Source organism: Capnocytophaga sp. oral taxon 323 (genome assembly GCF_001278825.1).
GTDB lineage: Bacteria > Bacteroidota > Bacteroidia > Flavobacteriales > Flavobacteriaceae > Capnocytophaga > Capnocytophaga ochracea.
On sequence record NZ_CP012589.1, the window covers coordinates 217,788 to 236,165 of the forward strand.

The 18,378-nt window shown below is 38.0% G+C and carries 15 protein-coding genes; 4 read left to right on the forward strand and 11 right to left on the reverse strand.

Features of this window, described 5'->3' with window-relative positions:
* The first annotated feature begins 41 nt into the window (after positions 1 to 41).
* From AM608_RS00980 to AM608_RS00990, 3 genes are all read left to right on the forward strand, one after another.
* Positions 42 to 953, forward strand: a complete 912-nt coding sequence (locus tag AM608_RS00980) for a type IX secretion system membrane protein PorP/SprF (protein WP_053580463.1) — start codon at positions 42 to 44, stop codon at positions 951 to 953.
* A gap of 57 nt (positions 954 to 1,010) precedes the next feature.
* Positions 1,011 to 2,963: an OmpA family protein gene (locus AM608_RS00985; protein WP_053580464.1), complete on the forward strand. Its 1,953-nt coding sequence runs from the start codon at positions 1,011 to 1,013 to the stop codon at positions 2,961 to 2,963.
* Positions 2,964 to 3,073: 110 nt separating this feature from the next.
* On the forward strand, positions 3,074 to 5,056 hold the full coding sequence (locus tag AM608_RS00990) for an OmpA family protein (protein ID WP_053580465.1): 1,983 nt from the start codon (positions 3,074 to 3,076) through the stop codon (positions 5,054 to 5,056).
* A gap of 63 nt (positions 5,057 to 5,119) precedes the next feature.
* Here AM608_RS00990 and lipB read toward each other — a convergent pair whose 3' ends face one another.
* The 5 genes from lipB to AM608_RS01015 all read right to left on the reverse strand — a co-directional run bounded on the left by lipB (position 5,120) and on the right by AM608_RS01015 (position 9,885).
* Entirely contained in the window at positions 5,120 to 5,815 is a 696-nt protein-coding gene (gene lipB / locus AM608_RS00995; protein ID WP_053580466.1) for a lipoyl(octanoyl) transferase LipB, read from the reverse strand.
* Entirely contained in the window at positions 5,793 to 6,668 is an 876-nt protein-coding gene (locus AM608_RS01000; RefSeq protein ID WP_053580467.1) for a neutral zinc metallopeptidase, read from the reverse strand. Before AM608_RS01000 ends, lipB begins: the two co-directional genes overlap by 23 nt.
* Positions 6,669 to 6,729: 61 nt before the next feature.
* Complete coding sequence (gene asnA / locus AM608_RS01005) at positions 6,730 to 7,737, reverse strand: aspartate--ammonia ligase (RefSeq protein WP_053580468.1); 1,008 nt, start codon at positions 7,735 to 7,737, stop codon at positions 6,730 to 6,732.
* A gap of 24 nt (positions 7,738 to 7,761) precedes the next feature.
* Positions 7,762 to 8,760 (reverse strand): hypothetical protein, encoded by a 999-nt coding sequence (locus AM608_RS01010; RefSeq protein WP_053580469.1) that lies wholly within the window; start codon positions 8,758 to 8,760, stop codon positions 7,762 to 7,764.
* Between the two features lie 102 nt (positions 8,761 to 8,862).
* Positions 8,863 to 9,885 carry an OmpA family protein gene (locus AM608_RS01015; RefSeq protein ID WP_053580470.1) on the reverse strand — a complete coding sequence of 341 codons (1,023 nt, stop codon included), beginning with the start codon at positions 9,883 to 9,885 and terminating at the stop codon, positions 8,863 to 8,865.
* Between the two features lie 648 nt (positions 9,886 to 10,533).
* Here AM608_RS01015 and AM608_RS01020 point away from each other — a divergent pair.
* A complete protein-coding gene (locus tag AM608_RS01020; RefSeq protein WP_053580471.1) occupies positions 10,534 to 12,162 on the forward strand; it encodes an acyl-CoA carboxylase subunit beta in 1,629 nt (542 codons plus the stop codon).
* 74 nt (positions 12,163 to 12,236) lie between these two features.
* On the opposite strand, the gene ruvB is transcribed toward AM608_RS01020, so the two are convergent.
* The 6 genes from ruvB to atpH all read right to left on the reverse strand — a co-directional run bounded on the left by ruvB (position 12,237) and on the right by atpH (position 18,376).
* Complete coding sequence (ruvB, locus tag AM608_RS01025; RefSeq protein ID WP_053580472.1) at positions 12,237 to 13,262, reverse strand: Holliday junction branch migration DNA helicase RuvB; 1,026 nt, start codon at positions 13,260 to 13,262, stop codon at positions 12,237 to 12,239.
* A 40-nt stretch (positions 13,263 to 13,302) separates the two neighbouring features.
* Positions 13,303 to 14,466 carry a pseudouridine synthase gene (locus tag AM608_RS11320; protein ID WP_082315775.1) on the reverse strand — a complete coding sequence of 388 codons (1,164 nt, stop codon included), beginning with the start codon at positions 14,464 to 14,466 and terminating at the stop codon, positions 13,303 to 13,305.
* A gap of 40 nt (positions 14,467 to 14,506) precedes the next feature.
* On the reverse strand, positions 14,507 to 15,370 hold the full coding sequence (gene atpG, locus AM608_RS01035; protein ID WP_053580473.1) for an ATP synthase F1 subunit gamma: 864 nt from the start codon (positions 15,368 to 15,370) through the stop codon (positions 14,507 to 14,509).
* A gap of 36 nt (positions 15,371 to 15,406) precedes the next feature.
* Entirely contained in the window at positions 15,407 to 16,120 is a 714-nt protein-coding gene (locus AM608_RS01040; protein ID WP_053580474.1) for a DUF1266 domain-containing protein, read from the reverse strand.
* Positions 16,121 to 16,149: 29 nt separating this feature from the next.
* Positions 16,150 to 17,730, reverse strand: a complete 1,581-nt coding sequence (gene atpA / locus AM608_RS01045; protein WP_002671460.1) for a F0F1 ATP synthase subunit alpha — start codon at positions 17,728 to 17,730, stop codon at positions 16,150 to 16,152.
* A gap of 97 nt (positions 17,731 to 17,827) precedes the next feature.
* Positions 17,828 to 18,376, reverse strand: coding sequence for an ATP synthase F1 subunit delta (gene atpH, locus AM608_RS01050; protein ID WP_053580475.1), 549 nt, complete (start codon positions 18,374 to 18,376; stop codon positions 17,828 to 17,830).
* Positions 18,377 to 18,378 lie beyond the last annotated feature (2 nt).

The window sequence follows — 18,378 nt, forward strand, 5'->3', positions numbered from 1 at the left end:
CAGCAATGAAGAAAAATAGTTAAGTAATACACAGTTTAAAAATGATTAAAAAAGCGTTTATTTTAGTATTAACAATGTTTAGTGTAGGGGTATATGGACAACAAGAGTCGCAATATACCCAGTATATGTACAACACTATGATGTTTAACCCAGCTTATACAGGCTCTAGAGAGGTAGGCAGTTTCTTTGGTATGTTTCGTACCCAATGGGTAGGCATCAAAGGAGCTCCCACTAATGGAAGCATTAGTTATCATCAACCAATGGAGAGCTTACGCAATGTAGGTTTGGGAGGAAGTATTTTTAGAGAGAGTATAGGACCTCAAAATCAAACGGATTTAGCGATTGATTTTTCATATACTTTGAACTTTGAGAACTCCAAATTAGCTTTTGGTATCAATGGCTCGGGTAGCTTATTTCAAATAAATTATGATGAGCTAAACAAACAAGACCAAGCAGACCCTAACTTATCGGGCAGTGAGAGCGTTTTTTCACCTAATATAGGAGCGGGGATTTATTGGTATACTGATAAGTATTATTTAGGGTTTTCAGTGCCTAATATGTTGGAAACCACTCATTACAACAAGAGTTCAGTGTCTGTGTTGAAGAATACGCAGCATATGTATTTAATCGGTGGTTATGTGTTCAACTTGTCAGAGAACACAAAATTCAAACCCGCAGTGCTTTCTAAGATAGCTTTTGGAGCACCTTTGCAATTGGACTTATCGGCAAACTTTATGTTTAATGAGAAGTTTGTGTTGGGGGCAGCTTACAGATGGTCGGCAGCAGTGAGTGTAATGGCAGGTTTTCAGATAAGCGAACGTTGGTTTGCGGGATATGCTTATGACTTTGAGACGACTGAATTATCAAAATATAACTCAGGTTCACACGAAATCTTTTTGCGTTATGAACTACTCAAAACCTATAAGAAAATAGTGTCTCCTCGTTTCTTTTAGTTAGGAAGGAGAACAGAAAGTATAAGCCTTTATAAATTACTTAAAATTGAATTGTTGATGAGAAAATACACTTTTATAATAGCCTTATTTTGTGGAATATCTGTACTATTTGCCCAGAATGAGAAAGAGTTGCAAAAGGCAAAGGAAATGTATAAAAACTTTGCTTATGTTGATGCTATAAAAATATATGAAAGCATTGCTAAGAAAGGATTTGTGAGTCAAGATATATTAGAAAATCTTGGTAATTCATACTACTACAATGCCGAATACAAGAAAGCATTACCTTGGTACAAACAGCTATTTGAGAATAAGAAATATAAAATCAAACCTGAATATTACTATCGCTATGCACAAGTACTAAAATCAGTAGGGAAATATGACGAAGCGAATAAGCTAATGTCTCAGTTTGCTGAGCTTACAGGTAATAATGATACGCGTGCTGTACTTTATGAAGAGAATAAGGACTATCGGGAAGTGATAGAGAGTAATTCAGGACGTTTGCAATTACACCCAGTAGCTATTAATACCGAATATTCAGAATATGGGACAGCTTTTTATGGTGATAAAATAGTTTTTGCAGCAGCTAATAGCGGTAGAGCTTCTAAAGGAGGAATTTCACAATGGACAGGAGAGGGTTTTTATGACCTGTATATGGCAGACCGCAATAAGCAAGAATTAAGTAATAAGAAACCTTTTTCATCAGCTTTAAATACAAAGTTTAATGAATCTACGGCTGTATTTACAAAAGACGGAAAAACAGTGTATTTTACCCGTAATAACTATATAAATAAAAAGATAGGAACGAATGGAGAAAATACTATCTTACTAAAAATACTTAAAGCAACGAAAGATGAAAAAGGAGATTGGGGAAATGTGGTAGAAGTGCCATTTAATAGTAACCAATACAATGTGGCACACCCAGCCTTGAGTCCTGATGAAAAATATCTTTATTTTGCTTCAGATATGAAAGGAACCTTAGGGAGTTCGGATATCTTTCGCGTAGAGATTTTAGGAAATAATAAATACGGTAGACCCGAAAATTTAGGAGATGTTATTAATACGTCGGGGCGTGAATCTTTCCCTTTTATCTCTAAGAACAATGTGTTGTATTACTCATCAGATGGTTTTCCAGGATTAGGAGGTTTGGATATCTTTGCGGTAAAGTTTTATGAAGACGGAACAGTATCAAAACCTATTAATATAGGTAAGCCAGGTAATAGTGCTGATGATGATTTTTGTTTTATAATGGATAGTGACAGTAGGATAGGATTTTTAAGTTCTAACAGAGCTGGAGGAAAGGGTAAAGATGATATTTACAGCTTTTATGAAGAGAAACCTTTATCCTTTGACTGTGAGAAAATGCTGAAAGGAGTACTGAAAGATGCTAATACAAAAAGCGTTATTGTAGATGCTCTTATAGTACTATCAGATAGAACAATGAAACAGATAGATACTCAAAGAACTAAAGGAGATGGTACTTTTGCATTCAAGAAAGTGGATTGTAAAGAATTATATTATTACCTAAGAGCTGAAAAAGATAAATATGAAACCACAGAAGTGAAAGTATTAACGGGTAAAGAAGGAGATATCTTCTACGAGTTCTTGTTAAAACCGAGAGAAATAGCTATCTCAAAGGATACTGATTTAGCTAAAGTATTTGAGATAAAAGAAATATACTTCGATTTAAACAAGTCGAACATCAGACCAGATGCAGCGGTAGAATTAGCTAAGATTGTGGAAGTGATGAAACAATATCCTAAGATGAAGATAGATATTCGTTCGCACACCGATAGCCGAGCTACAGATGCTTATAACTTAGCTTTATCTGACCGTCGAGCTAAATCAACTCTTGAATGGATAGTTAAGCAAGGTATTGACCGCAAGCGATTGAAAGCGAAAGGCTATGGAGAAACGCAATTAGTAAATGGTTGCTCAAATGGAGTGCCTTGCACTGAAGAACAACATCAAGCTAACCGCCGTAGTGAGTTTATTGTGGTAAGTATGGAATAATAGAAATATTGTAATGAAAGATTAGGAGTTATAAATTAACTCCTATTTTTCTATTTACCCAGTTGATATTACAAACCTTCTTTTTTATAATTTTTTCCTTTTATTGATTTATGAAGAAACAAATACCTTTCTATTTATTAGCCATTCTTGTAAGTACTTTCACACAAACTATTTGTGGACAAAGTGAAAAAGAAGCTTTACAGAAAGCAGCTAACTATTACAGGAACTTGGATTATGTACAGGCTATTAATGCCTATGAAAGTATTGCCCGTAAAGGAGTAGAAACCCAAGAGCTATTAGAAAATTTGGCTAATGCTTACTACTATAATGCCGATTACAAACAAGCGAATAAGTGGTATGCAAAACTCTTTGCAAATACTGATGCTAAGACAGGAAAACCTTATAATATTAATCCTGAATATTACTATCGTTATGCGCAAACTTTAAAATCAGTTGAAGATTATGAAGCCTCTGACAAAATGATGGATAAGTTTGTGGCTCTTAAAGGGAATACTGATTCGCGTGCAGTACTCTTTCAAAAAAATAGAGATTATCAGGCAGAAATTAAGCGAAATTCTGATAGAATGGTATTACACCCCTTGCAGATTAATACTAATAAATCAGAGTATGGGACAGCTTTTTATGGTAATAATATAGTATATGCTACTAGCAAAGGTGGTATCTTAAAGAAGCGTGCAGATTGGACAGGCGATAATTTTTATAGTTTGTATGAGGCAACTACTGATAGCTTGCAAGTTTCTAAGAAAGGAAGGCTCAATGGTATTAATACTAAGTTTAACGAATCGACAGCTGCGTTTAGCAAAGATGGAAACACGATTTATTTTACTCGTAATAACTTTATTCATAATGAAGTAAAGACTAATGGGGACGAAACAGTATTGTTGAAGATATTTAAAGCTACTAAAAATAAGAGCGGTAAGTGGGAAGATGTAAAAGAAATGCCTTTTAATAGTAATATTCATAGTGTAGCCCACCCTGCTTTAAGTCCTGATGGCAAATATATTTATTTTGCATCGGATATGAAAGGTACTATTGGAGCATCGGATATTTATCGTGCTAAAATACTGAAAAACGGTTATGGGAAGCCAGAGAATTTAGGAGCACTTATCAATACACAAGGTAGAGAGTCTTTCCCATTTGTTTCAGATGATAACATATTGTATTATTCATCAGATGGTTTTCCAGGTTTAGGGGGATTAGATATTTATGCCGTAAAATTAGATGAGGAAGGCAATCCTATTTCTAAACCTGTGAATGTAGGTCGCCCTGCCAATAGTGCTGAAGATGATTTCTGTTATGTAATTAACACTCATACTAAAATAGGTTATCTTACTTCAAACAGACCAGGAGGTAAAGGAAGTGATGATATTTATAGTTTTTATGAGGAAGCCCCAGTACAGTTCTCGTGCAAACAAGCCATTAATGGGGTTGTTAAAAATGCAAAAAGTTTAGAAGTAATAGCAGATGCTAAAATTACTTTATTAGATAAGTCATTGAAGTTAATAGAAGAACAAATCTCGGATAAGGAGGGGACTTTTAGTTTTCTTTATACTTCCAATTGCAAAGATGAACAACTAATAATTAAAACAATAAGGGAAGGTTTTTCTTCTGATGAGCAAAATATTAATTTAACAGGATTAAAAGACGCATATGCTGAAGTATTGTTATCTCCTATTGTTGAGAAGAAACCTATAAAAATAGGAGATGATTTATCAAAGGAATTAAAAATAGATAATATATACTTCGACTATGATAAAGCTAATATTCGTCCTGATGCAGCTGAACAGTTGGCTAAAATAGTAAAAGTAATGGAAGAATACCCTACTATGAAAATAGATGTGCGCTTACATACTGATAGTAGAGGTTCTGATAGCTATAACTTAGCATTGTCACAAAGACGTGCAAAATCAACTATTAAGTGGCTTATAGCTCACGGTATTCACAAAGATAGGATTACGGGTAAGGGCTATGGAGAAACGCAATTAGTAAATGGTTGCTCAAATGGAGTGCCTTGCACTGAAGAACAACATCAAGCTAACCGTCGTAGTGAATTTATTATTATATCAATGTAAGAAAAGAATATTTCTATAAAATAGGAGGGAGGTTATCATTTTGATACCTCCCTTTTTTATTCTTTATAATGTTGCTTCAAAGATTTCTTTAAAATGAGTTAAGATACGTTGTTTTACTTCTTGAGTATCCATCTTATCTTTTGCTAATTCTACATTTAGGGACGTTACTGCTTTACCGCGAATACCACAAGGGATAATATTATCAAAATAGCCTAAATCAGTATTTACATTTAGGGCAAAACCGTGCATTGTTACCCAACGAGAACAACGGACTCCCATTGCGCAAATTTTACGAGCAAAAGGCGTTCCTACATCAAGCCAAACCCCTGTCTCACCTTCACTGCGTTCGCCTTTGAGACCATAATCGGAAAGAGTACGGATAATCACTTCTTCTAAAGAACGCAAATATTTGTGGATATCGGTAAAAAAGTTTTCTAAATCTAAAATAGGATATCCCACAATCTGTCCAGGTCCGTGATAGGTGATATCTCCACCACGATTGATTTTGTAAAAAGTAGCCCCTTTATTTTTTAGTCCTTCTTCATCGATGAGCAGATTCTCTATATGACCGCTTTTGCCAAGTGTATATACGTGAGGATGTTCTACAAAAAGGAAATAATTAGTAGTAGGCAAGGTTGTGCCATTAGCTTTGTTATTTGTTTTTTGCGCGACTATTTCTTCAAACAGCGACTCTTGGTAGTCCCACGTTTCTTTGTAGTCTTTATTACCTAAATCCTTAACGATTACTTGTTTGTTCATAAATAGTTTGAATATTACCCTGACGGATATCTCCAGTATTGTACCCTTTGGTAAACCAATATTTGCGTTGTTCAGAAGTACCGTGAGTAAATGAATCGGGTACTACGTGTCCTTGCATACGTTTTTGTATAGCGTCATCACCTACAGCGTTAGCCGCACTAAGAGCTTCGTCAATATCATCGGCATCTAAATATTTTTGGTTGTGATGTGCCCATACTCCCGCATAGAAATCGGCTTGTAATTCTTGTGCTACCGACCATTTATTGGCAGCTGCTTTGGAGAGCCCTTGTTGTTTTTGGCGTACTTGTTGCGAAGTGCCTAAAAGCGTTTGGATATGATGCCCTACCTCGTGTGCCATTACGTAGGCAATAGCAAAGTCGCCACCTTTAGCTCCGAAGCGTGTTTTGAGTTCTTCAAAGAAATCCATATCCATATAGAGCTTTTGGTCAGCAGGACAATAGAATGGACCTACTGCAGAAGAGGCAGTTCCACAGCCTGTATTTACATTAGCGGTAAAGAGTACCAAGGTAGGTTTCTTATAGGTTCCTAAGCCATTTTGAGCAAATATTTTATCCCATACATCTTCGGTATCGGCGAGTACTGTAGCGGTAAATTCACCTATTTTCTTTTGTTCGGCAGTAAGTTCTACACGTTCTACCGCTTGTTGAGTTTGGTTACTACCTGTTACTTGATTTACTACAGAGGCTACTTGTTGTCCTGTTTCGCCTCCAAAAAGTTGTAACAATACTACAATGATACCTACGATACCACCGCCTGCTATAAGACCACCTTTGGCACTTATTCCGCGACGATCGTCTACATTGCTACTTTGTCTTCTTCCTTCCCATTTCATAGTTTATCTTGTTATATTTTGGTGCAAAGATACATCTTTTCTCAATATGTACAATATCCGTTTACAATAAATGAATTCCGTTCTTATCGCATAACTGAACCATATCATCTGTCCATATGGATGCTTGTACTTCACCGATATGAGCTTTTTGCAAGAGTAGCATACAGATACGAGATTGACCGATACCTCCCCCAATAGTTAAGGGTAATTCACCGCGTAATAGCATCTGATGATATTCTAACTTCTCGCGTTCTTCTGATTTTGAAGCTTTCAGTTGAGAATGTAGAGAGGCTTCGTTTACTCGAATACCCATTGAAGAAAGTTCTAAAGCGCTGTTTAGTACAGGATTCCAAATAATAAGGTCGCCATTGAGTTCCCAATCGTCATAATCGGGGGCTCTATTGTCGTGTTTTTTTCCTGAAAGAAGTGTTTTGCCTATTTGAGTAATAAAAATAGCTCCTTTTTCTTTGGTGAAATTATGTTCGCGTTCAGAAGGTGATAAGTTAGGATACATATCTTCTAATTCTTGTGAACTTATAAATGTTACTTCACGAGGTAGGAAAACCTTACACTTGTTATATTCTTTTACTAAAAGCGCTTCTGTTTCGAGAAAGGCATTATATAGCTGTTTTACGGTTTGTTTGAGATAAGATAAAGTGCGCTGAGAGGGAGTTATCACTTTTTCCCAATCCCATTGGTCTACATAAATAGAATGGGTATTATCTAATTCTTCATCTCTACGGATAGCATTCATATCAGTATAAATGCCTTCGTCTGCTTTAATACCATAGCGTTTCAGGGCTAAACGTTTCCATTTAGCAAGAGAATGGATAATTTCTATCACTTCACCTTTGTAATCTTTCATTTCGAAGCTAACAGGGCGTTCTATTCCGTTGAGGTTATCATTAAGACCTGTGGAACGTTTCACAAATAAAGGAGCCGAAATACGTGTGAGGTTTAAAGCACGCGCCAAAGCCTGCTCAAAAGAGTCTTTGATTAGTTTTATAGCTCGCTCGGTATCCATTATTCCGTAGGGAGTTGAGTAGTTTTTAGGGATAATAATAGTCATAATCAGACGATAATAAGCTGTTTGTTAATTTAGTAGCTTGCTTTGAGTTAATAGCATTAGTTCTCGTACAGCTTTGGTAGTTATAGGGTGTTCATCGGCACGAACATCAAAACCATTCATTTCGCCTATATTCCACAAACCTATACCATCAGGGAAGGCTTGAGAGTCTTTAATTTTAGAGGCAATCTTCTCAAACCATTTAGCTCTCTCAGCATCATTTCCTTTGTATTCTTTTCCTGTTTCCTCAATAACTAAAGGTTTACCAATGCTATGGCAAAAGGCAACTAATTGGGGAATGCTATTAATAGCGTCGTCGTCGTATACGTGTATGGTGGGGATATCAATCTCGGGCAACGACCATATTTCTTTAAAACCTAAATCGGCATCGGTACCCCAGCCGTCTTTGCCTTGATGAAGGAACGCACCTGCTGAAATAGGACGAGTTACTCCCATTCTCTTTAGCTGAAGGGCTAACCGTTTATAGAAGGCAATGAGATTAGCTTTATTACCCGCTTTCTCTATTGGATTATCATTGTATTTACTAAAAGGCTCGCCTGCTATGGCTATGAAAGCAAGGTGAGGGTCGTTTTTATAAGTATATCCCTTTATGGGGGTTCTGTTTAAAACAACTTCTAAATACGGAGTCCAATCGGTAGAAGGTGAATAAGGGTTGATACCTTCTTTTATGAGTTGATTTCGTATGTAGGATAAATCTAAAACATAAGTCATACCGCTGGCGACTATTTTGGCTACTTTTTTATCCATTTCGTCAAACTTATGTTCAGGATCACTGGTTAAATCTTGCAAATGACCTTTATCTTTTTGTATCATATCAGTCAATCGCATACAATTAATACCCATAGCTTTAGCATTAACAATCCATTTATCGACATTAGGAGCTCCATAAGCAGTAGCAATTCTTAATCCTGCTCCTGCTTTTGGTTCTTTGTTTTCAGGATTTGATTTTTCGTCTTTACAAGCGATTAGTAAAACGAAAAATAGGAGTAAGTATTTTCCTTTCATATTGTGTAAGTTTTTTTAATTTTAAAATCAAAGAAACTACACTTTGCTAAACTTGCTGTTTAACAAAGTGTAGAAGCTATGAAAATTAATGAAAAAAGTATTTTATTTTTCGATAATAATAAATTCTACGCGTTTATTGGCTTGGTGTTCTTCTTCGCTACAAGGCACTCCGTTTTCGCAACCATTTACCAATTGCGTTTCGCCATAACCTTTGGCAGTTAATCGGTTAGGAGAAATACCTTTGCTTACAAGCCATTGATAGATAGATTGTGCTTGAGTTTCGGTGAGGTTCATATTGTAACCGTCTTCTCCTCGGCTATCGGTGTGCACTTTAATTGCTATTTTTACAGTAGGATTGGCTTCCAAAAAAGCCACAATTTTAGCTAATTGCACAGAGGCGTCATATCGGATATTGGTTCTTCCGTAGTTAAAATGAATATTATCAATGGCAAAAACAGGGGCTAAATCATCGCCCTCGTTAAGGCTTATTGTGTGAGGGGCTAATGATATTGTTTTTTTGAGAGTGTTATTGTTCTCAAAAACGATAGGAACATCGGCAATATCATAATCTTTTTTTACGATTTCCACAAAGCCATTTTGGAAGTTACAGTTCAGTTTTTTGGTAGTAAAAGAGCCTTTACTATCAGTTGTATTGCTGGAAAGAGCTCCCATAGCACTATCGAATATATAAACTTGAGCACCAGAAATTTTGGCACCTGTTTCGGCATCGGTTACAGTGCCTATAATTTCACGAGAGCAATCTGGTGTAGGGTTAGTTTGAGGAGCGTCACCTTTTTTTGTGAGTACCTCAAATAGGTTAAATTGTTTTTTAGCTTCGTCTTTTTTACCTAAGGCTTGCAATACCACTGCATAGCGGTAACGGTTGATGGGTTGGGGAGAGTAGTTGCCGTCTTTCATCAGTTTTTCATACCAATGGAACGCTTTAGGATAATCTTTGCTAGCATAGTAATAATCGCCTAATCGTTCTACAACTTCTTGTATTTCATATCCTCTATCTACTACTGTGTTATAAATTTCGACAGGAGATACTTTTATTTGTGAAAAACCTAAGGAGCAACCTCCTAAGAATAGCGCAAATAATACTTTTATCTTCATATTTTTCATTTCAAATTAAGGCACAAAAGTACAAAAACTTCTTAAAAGTTGTACAGTTTTCCTTTTTAATTTAACATTTTTAACAATTTCTCTCTTAGTTAGAGTTAGGTAACATATACCTTATTTCTACCTTTACAAAATTAGTGCCAATTTTTTTGATTAGCAAATTAGGTGTAAGCTGTACGGGCAGTTGTGGCATAATGGACAGTGCGAGCTACGCAGGTGATTAAGTTAGCAAGCTGAGAGAGTTGGATTATCGAAAGATTTCGGAGAGGTTCGGAAAGAGTAAATTGGCTAAAAAGTGAAAAATAGAGGGTAAATGGGTATGCTTAGCTTATAGGGAGCTTATAGGAAGCTTGAACGAATCTTGGACGATTGGTATAGAAAGGATATATAAGTAGTTGATAGTGAATGGTTAAGAGTGAAGAATGAAAAGAGGTTTAGGCGAAAGAAAAGTAATGAAAAACGAAAGTTGTCTACCTTCTGAGGGAGATTGTAACAACGCAAAAGTGATTGAAAAGTACTACTTTATTATATTGAACTGATGTAAAAATACAAAAGGTCTATACGATTCATTTTCTGTATTATTTTCTTACTTATCATTCATCATTTGTAATTCATAATTATTTCCTACCTTTGCACCCTCATAACATTACAATGGACATTCAATTCAATACAAACGAAGATTACAATAAATTAGCCCTTAGTCAGCTACGCAAACGCTTGAAAAAAGTAAAAGAAGGCGGAGGCAAAAAGAACCTCGAAAAGCTTCATAGCCAAGGTAAACTTTCGGCTCGTGAACGCATAGAATATCTGTTAGACAACGATAAACCCCAAATAGAAATAGGCGCTTTTGCCGGTGAGGGAATGTACGAAGAACACGGCGGTTGCCCCTCGGCTGGTGTAGTGGTGGTGATAGGCTATGTGGCTGGTAAACAATGTATAGTAGTAGCTAACGACGCTACTGTAAAGGCGGGAGCGTGGTTTCCTATTACTGCCAAAAAGAACCTACGCGCTCAAGAAATTGCGATGGAGAACCGATTACCTATCATCTATTTGGTGGATAGTGCAGGGGTGTACTTGCCTTTGCAGGACGAGATTTTTCCCGATAAGGAACACTTTGGTCGCATCTTTCGCAACAACGCCCTGATGAGTAGTATGGGCATCACCCAAATAGCCGTAGTAATGGGCAGTTGTGTGGCGGGTGGGGCTTACCTACCAATAATGAGCGATGAGGCACTGATAGTAGATAAAACGGGCAGTATCTTCTTGGCAGGTAGCTATTTAGTGAAGGCAGCGATAGGCGAAAACATCGACAATGAAACCTTAGGTGGAGCCACTACCCATTGTGAAATTAGCGGGGTAACCGACTACAAAGCAACCGATGATAAAGACGCTCTCGACCGTGTACGCCGTACAATGGCTAAACTTTCCGATGTCGAAAAAGCGGGCTTTAACCGCATTGAAGCTCATAAACCGCTGAAAGACCCTAACGAAATTTACGGTATCTTGCCTAGATTGCGCACAGAGCCTTATGATATGAAGGAAATTATCCTTCGATTGGTAGACAATTCAGAATTTGACGAATATAAAGAAGGGTACGGACAAACCATTCTCACAGGCTATGCACGTATTGAGGGTTGGGCGGTAGGCATTGTTGCCAACCAGCGCAAAGTGGTAAAAACTAAGAAAGGGGAAATGCAGTTTGGAGGAGTAATCTACTCGGATAGTGCCGACAAGGCGACCCGCTTTATAGCCAATTGCAACCAAAAGAAAATTCCCTTGCTCTTCTTGCAAGATGTTACCGGTTTTATGGTAGGCTCCAAATCAGAGCACGGAGGGATTATCAAAGATGGGGCTAAACTTGTGAATGCGGTTGCTAATTCGGTAGTGCCTAAATTTACGGTCGTGATAGGCAACTCGTATGGGGCTGGTAACTACGCAATGTGCGGTAAGGCTTACGACCCGCGTCTTATCGTATCGTGGCACAGTGGAAACATTTCGGTAATGGGAGGCACGCAAGCTGCTAAAGTACTCTTGCAGATAGAAACTGCCAACCTAAGGAAAAAAGGAGAGGAACTTACCCCTGAAAAAGAAGCCGTGCTTTTTACTCATATCAAAGAGCAATACGACGAGCAGATATCACCCTACTACGCCGCTGCTCGCCTTTGGACGGATGCCATTATAGACCCATTAGAAACCCGCCAATGGATAGCAATGGGTATAGAAGCTGCCAACAACGCCCCTATTGAAAGAGCGTTTAATTTGGGTGTGATACAAGTATAAAATAGATAAACAATAAAAATCCCTTAAAGTATGATGTTACTTTAAGGGATTTTTTCTATCTAATTGTTATTTATTCAATCAAATAAAGTGCCTTGCCTTGCAAGATTTACTCTACCTAAATGTTTATAAGCTAAATCGGTTACTTCGCGTCCGCGAGGAGTACGTACGATAAATCCTTCTTGAATGAGGAAAGGTTCATACACCTCTTCAATAGTTTCAGCACTTTCGGAAACGGCAGTCGCCAAAGTGGTAATTCCCACAGGCCCTCCTTTGAATTTATCAATAAGGGTTGAGAGAATTTTGTTGTCCATCTCGTCTAATCCGTGTGCGTCTACATTTAAGGCTTTAAGTCCGAAGCGGGTAATAGCAATATTTATTTCACCATTGCCTTTTATCTGAGCAAAGTCACGAATACGGCGCAAAAGAGCATTGGCAATACGCGGGGTACCTCTACTTCTGCTTGCTAATTCTATAGCAGCTTCCATAGAAATTGGTACTTTAAGGATAGAAGCACTGCGCTGAACGATATCTGCCAAAAGTTCGGTAGAATAATACTGCAATCGACTTTGAATACCAAAACGTGCACGCATAGGAGCTGTAAGTAGCCCTGAACGGGTAGTCGCCCCTATAAGCGTAAATGGATTGAGATTGATTTGTACTGTGCGGGCGTTAGGGCCTGATTCTATCATTATATCAATCTTGTAGTCTTCCATAGCTGAGTAAAGATACTCTTCTACTACTGGACTCAAGCGGTGTATCTCGTCGATAAAAAGCACATCACGCTCTTGCAAATTAGTGAGTAATCCAGCTAAATCACCAGGTTTATCAAGCACAGGGCCTGAAGTAATTTTGATGCCTACGCCCAATTCGTTAGCTAAAATATGAGCGAGGGTAGTCTTTCCAAGTCCAGGAGGCCCGTGAAAAAGGGTATGGTCGAGTGCTTCGTGACGCATATTAGCAGCTTTTACGAATACTTTTAGGTTTTCTAAAACTGCTTCTTGCCCTGCAAAATCATCAAACGACAAAGGGCGCAAGGCTCTTTCTATATCGAGTTCTTGCGCCGAATAATTTTCTTTATTTGGATCTAAGTTTTTATTCAAGCTTTTAGGATTTAGGGGATATAAGAGTTAGGAGATAGTGTCACTTCATATTGCGAAGATTGATTACTTCTTGCTGAGTGAGACGACGCCAATGACCCCGAGGTAAATCTTTTTTAGTAAGCCCAGCAAATACTACACGGTCGAGTTTTTCTACTTGATAGCCCAAGTGTTCAAAAATACGACGTACAATGCGATTGCGACCACTGTGAATTTTGATGCCTATTTCATTCTTAGGTTTGTCGTTCACATAGCTGATTTCATCTACTTCAATAAGACCATCTTCTAACTCTAATCCGTCTTGTACCTTCATAAAGTCTTTGTAGTCGAGTTTGCGGTCGAGAATTACGTGGTATATTTTGCGCACACCGTGAGTGGGGTGAGTGAGTTTTTTGGTAAGCTCTCCATCATTGGTAAGCAATAACAAACCTGTAGTAGCTCTGTCTAAACGACCTACAGGCAAGATGCGTACATTGGTAGCATTTGCGACCAAATCCATTACAGTTTTGCGTCCTTTCTCATCGTTAGTAGTGGTGATAAAACCTTTGGGTTTGTTGAGCAAGATGTATTCTTTCTTTTCAGAAGAAAGGAGTTTTCCATCAAAACGAACTTCATCGGTAGGCTTTACGCGATAGCCGAGCGTGGTCATTACTTCACCATTCACCGTTACATTACCTGCCGAAATATACATATCGGCATTACGGCGTGAGCAGATACCAGCATCGGCAATATATTTGTTCAAACGCACTTCAGCTGGAGTGGTAGTAGAGTAGTCTATAGGAGCGTTGTTTTGAGGTTTGTAGGTATTGTTATAAGGTTTTTCGTTGAAAGGTTTTTTATAATTATCGTTTCGGTTATAACCTTCATTACGGTTGTAGTTGTTAGGCTTGTTATATCCCTCATTCTTTTTGAAGTTAGGATTGTAAGATTTTTTGTTTTCGGAATTATAACCGTTGTTACTATTGTTGTAACGATTGCCACCGTTATTTTCATAACGATTACCGCTATTATTTTCATAACGGTTGCCACTGTTATTGCTGTAATTGCGTCCTTCGTTCTGTCCGTAAGTTTTCTTTTTGAATGAACTATTGCCGTTGTTGTTGCGATTGTTACCGCTGTTATAAGAAGAATTGTAAGGCTTTTTCTCTGAATTCCCATTAGAGGAATAGCTATTCTTCTTGTAATTATTAAATTTTTTGTTTTCCATATAAATTAAATCTCTCTATTATGTATGCCGACGCATTACATTATGCTAAGGCTTCTGAACCTCCTACGATTTCTATAATCTCACCGGTAATAGTAGCCTGACGGGCTTTATTGTAGGTAAGTATGAGTTCGTTTTTGAGGTCTTGAGCATTGTCGGTAGCTTTGTGCATAGCTGTCATACGAGCACCGTGCTCTGCTGCTACTGAGTCGCGTAAGGCTTTGAAAATCTCTGTTTTTAACGAACGCGGAATGAGTTCTTCTACAATCTCTTGCTTAGAAGGCTCATAAATATAATTTGTGTTTAGTTCTTTGCCTTTTGCTTTAGTAGTTATAGGCTGAATAGGCAAAAATGTTTCTTCCGTAAGAATTTGTGTAGCTGCATTCTTAAAGCTGTTGTACACCAATACTATCTGGTCATATTTACCCGAAGTGTACAATTCCATTAGTTCTTCAGCCAAAGCAGCAGCTGTAGCAAAGGTGAGCTTATCGAAAATCTCGCTGTTATGAGCTACAATATTGTCGTATTTTTTCAACACATCATTGCCTTTTTTACCTATGGTGTAGAGTTGTACCTGCTTGTCTTTATAGGTAGTTTGTTCTAACTCTAACGCTTTTTTAATCACGCTGGCATTGAATGCCCCGCAGAGTCCTCTATTGGAGGTGATAGGTACCAAAAGTACTTTTTTTACTTCTCCTTTGCGCGGATTATAAACATTGTCATCACCCAAGGCAGCACTAAGATGTTCTAATAACTGCTTGAGTTTATAAGCATAAGGTTTCATCGCTACAATAGCATCTTGCGCCTTTTTCAGTTTGGCTGCCGATACCATTTTCATCGCTGCTGTGATTTGCATCGTTGAACTTACCGATGAAATTCTGCTTCGTATTTCTTTTAAATTCGCCATTTTATCAATTAACAGTTAGCAATTTTATCATTGCTGTTAAAAAGAATACCTTTGATAAACATCTATTCCTTCTATCTTCCTTAATGAAGGTGATTTGCTATGGAATAGCTGAGAGGTTAGAATAATAAGGTTTTCCAAATCAAAACCCTGAATAGTACGTCCTAAAAGGAAAGATATGGTATATTCTTGCCAATTCTTACCTTGTTCTTTTGCTATTTCTGATACTTTTTGCAATATATCCCACATTTCAGTTTCTGTGATATATTGGCACCAATAACACCATTTAGCCAAAGAAGCTGCTCTACACAAATCCCACGCATAAGCCGATTTTACTGCTTCTACTTGTGCTAATTCTATCTCCAAACCTTTGGCTATTTGTTTCTGTATTTTGCTAAGCTCAGGTGAGGTTTGCGTTAGCAGATGTCGGAACTGTAACGAACGTTTCTCTGCCAATAAGTCACTTATAGTTTCTTTAGCAGATGCTGTATCTGTTATTTCCCATTGTCGACGTAATCCTTTCTGATATGTTTCTAATATTTCAGTAGGTATCAGGTTTAGTAGATTTTCACCACGGTAATACGTCAGTATTGCTCCAAAAGTAAGTAATCGTATCTGTTCCTCTGTTAAAGGGTTTTGATTGATGTGCCCTATTTGTTTTTGCAAATGTTTTCTTGTATATACTTTGTTTACATAAATCTTTAGCGCAAATAAAAAGACGACTCCAATAATTACCCATATAATAACACTCATAAGAATAAATGTTTAAAAAGATGTATTTACTATTTTGCGTATTTTTCACTCAAATCTTTCGCTACTTTTTCGAGAGTAGCTGTAATCTCATCGGTGAGTTTGCCAGCTTTTAGCTCGTCTAAAATGTCACGATGAGATACATTGAGGAACTCTAAATATTCTCTCTCAAACTCTTTTATCTTGTCCACAGGCACTTGTCTCAATAAGTTTTTAGAACCTGCATAGATAATCGCAATTTGGTTTTCTACGGGGTAAGGGTCGTTTTGTGGTTGTTTTAAGATTTCCACATTGCGCTTCCCTTTCTCAATAACCCCCATAGTAGCTGCATCGAGGTCAGAGCCGAATTTGGCAAAAGCTTCGAGTTCGCGGTATTGTGCTTGGTCTAATTTGAGGGTACCCGCTACTTTCTTCATCGATTTAATCTGTGCTGAACCTCCCACACGCGATACCGAAATACCCACGTTGATGGCTGGACGTACCCCTGAGTTGAACAAATCAGACTCCAAGAATATCTGTCCGTCGGTAATAGAAATCACGTTAGTAGGGATATAGGCTGATACGTCACCCGCTTGAGTTTCGATGATTGGCAAAGCAGTGAGAGAACCTCCCCCTTTTACGAGTGGTGCAATGCTTTCGGGTAGGTCGTTCATCTGGCGTGCGATAGTATCATCATTAATTACTTTGGCAGCGCGCTCTAATAAGCGAGAGTGCAAGTAGAACACATCACCAGGGTAAGCCTCACGTCCAGGTGGACGGCGTAATAGAAGTGATACTTCACGGTAAGCTACCGCTTGTTTAGAAAGGTCGTCGTAGATAATAAGAGCTGGGCGACCTGTATCACGGAAGTATTCCCCAATAGCAGCTCCTGCGAAAGGTGCATATACCTGCATAGGAGCAGGATCGGAAGCATTAGCCGCTACAATGGTAGTATAAGCCAAAGCACCCGCATCTTCTAAGGTTTTAGTGATACCTGCTACGGTAGAAGCTTTCTGACCAATAGCCACGTAGATACAATATACTGGTTTGCCCGCATCGTAGAATTCTTTTTGGTTGAGGATAGTGTCGATACACACGGTAGTTTTACCCGTTTGGCGGTCGCCAATCACTAACTCACGTTGTCCGCGACCGATAGGAATCATTGCGTCGATAGCCTTGATACCTGTTTGTAGAGGTTCGTTTACAGGCTGACGGAAGATTACCCCAGGAGCTTTGCGTTCCAACGGCATTTCGTATAGCTTGCCGGTAATAGGTCCTTTTCCATCAATAGGTTGTCCTAAGGTATTTACCACACGCCCTACGATGCCTTCACCTACATTGATAGAAGCAATAAGCCCTGTGCGTTTTATGGTATCCCCTTCTTTAATATCAGTAGAGGGACCTAAGAGAGTAATCCCCACGTTGTCTTCTTCGAGGTTGAGGACAATCCCTTGTAGTCCGTTGTCAAATTTTACTAATTCACCGTATTGTGCATTCGATAGTCCGAAGATACGCGCAATACCGTCTCCCACTTGTAATACCGTTCCTACTTCTTCTAAAGAAGCATTGGCGTCGAAGTGAGCTAATTGTTCTTTTAAAATTGCTGAAATTTCAGCGGCTTTTATTTCTGCCATTTTTTCAGTTTTTATTTCTTAGTTGTTAGTTTTTAGTTGTCAGTCTTATTTATATCAATCTTTAAACAATTCTTTCTCCTTACCATTCGTCTCTTACTTACAGAAACAGTTTCTCTTGAAACTCTTGTTGTAATCTGCTAAGTTTATGCGCTACACTGGCGTTGTATTGCACATCATCTACACGAAGAATAAAACCCCCAATAATATTTTTATCTACCTTGTTCTCAAGGGTAACATTTTTATTTTTAGTAAGCATCATTACCTTTTCGAGTATCTCTTTGCGGGTAGCTTCATTAAGTGGAGTTGCCGTAGTTACTACTGCTGTTTTGTTATGCTTATAATCGTTGTACAATACAACAAACTTCTCGGCTACTGCTCCGAGTATTGGCAAGCGTCGGTTCTGAATAAGCAAATCGAACAAACGTTGCGTTTCAGGAGTAACCATTGTAAATATTTCAGTAAGGACATTCTTCTTTACCGTTGTTTTCACAATAGGCGAAATGAGCATACGCTCCAAGTCCTTATTCATTTTTATTGTTTTATCTATCAAGGTCATATCAGCGAAAACCCCTTCTAATGCTTTTTGTAGAAGAGCGTATTCCAAGAGTGCCTTGGCATATCTATTTGCTACTCTCAATCCGTACATAA

Excerpts from the sequence above, each read along its gene's own strand:
- AM608_RS01000 (WP_053580467.1), bottom strand. The coding sequence starts at position 6,668 with ATGAAATGGGAAGGAAGAAGACAAAGTAGCAATGTAGACGATCGTCGC.
- atpH (WP_053580475.1), bottom strand. The coding sequence starts at position 18,376 with ATGTACGGATTGAGAGTAGCAAATAGATATGCCAAGGCACTCTTGGAA.
- AM608_RS01020 (WP_053580471.1), top strand. The coding sequence starts at position 10,534 with ATGGACATTCAATTCAATACAAACGAAGATTACAATAAATTAGCCCTT.
- AM608_RS00980 (WP_053580463.1), top strand. The coding sequence starts at position 42 with ATGATTAAAAAAGCGTTTATTTTAGTATTAACAATGTTTAGTGTAGGG.
- AM608_RS00985 (WP_053580464.1), top strand. The coding sequence starts at position 1,011 with ATGAGAAAATACACTTTTATAATAGCCTTATTTTGTGGAATATCTGTA.
- atpA (WP_002671460.1), bottom strand. The coding sequence starts at position 17,730 with ATGGCAGAAATAAAAGCCGCTGAAATTTCAGCAATTTTAAAAGAACAA.
- asnA (WP_053580468.1), bottom strand. The coding sequence starts at position 7,737 with ATGACTATTATTATCCCTAAAAACTACTCAACTCCCTACGGAATAATG.
- lipB (WP_053580466.1), bottom strand. The coding sequence starts at position 5,815 with ATGAACAAACAAGTAATCGTTAAGGATTTAGGTAATAAAGACTACAAA.
- AM608_RS01040 (WP_053580474.1), bottom strand. The coding sequence starts at position 16,120 with ATGAGTGTTATTATATGGGTAATTATTGGAGTCGTCTTTTTATTTGCG.
- AM608_RS01015 (WP_053580470.1), bottom strand. The coding sequence starts at position 9,885 with ATGAAAAATATGAAGATAAAAGTATTATTTGCGCTATTCTTAGGAGGT.
- AM608_RS01010 (WP_053580469.1), bottom strand. The coding sequence starts at position 8,760 with ATGAAAGGAAAATACTTACTCCTATTTTTCGTTTTACTAATCGCTTGT.
- AM608_RS00990 (WP_053580465.1), top strand. The coding sequence starts at position 3,074 with ATGAAGAAACAAATACCTTTCTATTTATTAGCCATTCTTGTAAGTACT.
- atpG (WP_053580473.1), bottom strand. The coding sequence starts at position 15,370 with ATGGCGAATTTAAAAGAAATACGAAGCAGAATTTCATCGGTAAGTTCA.
- AM608_RS11320 (WP_082315775.1), bottom strand. The coding sequence starts at position 14,466 with ATGGAAAACAAAAAATTTAATAATTACAAGAAGAATAGCTATTCCTCT.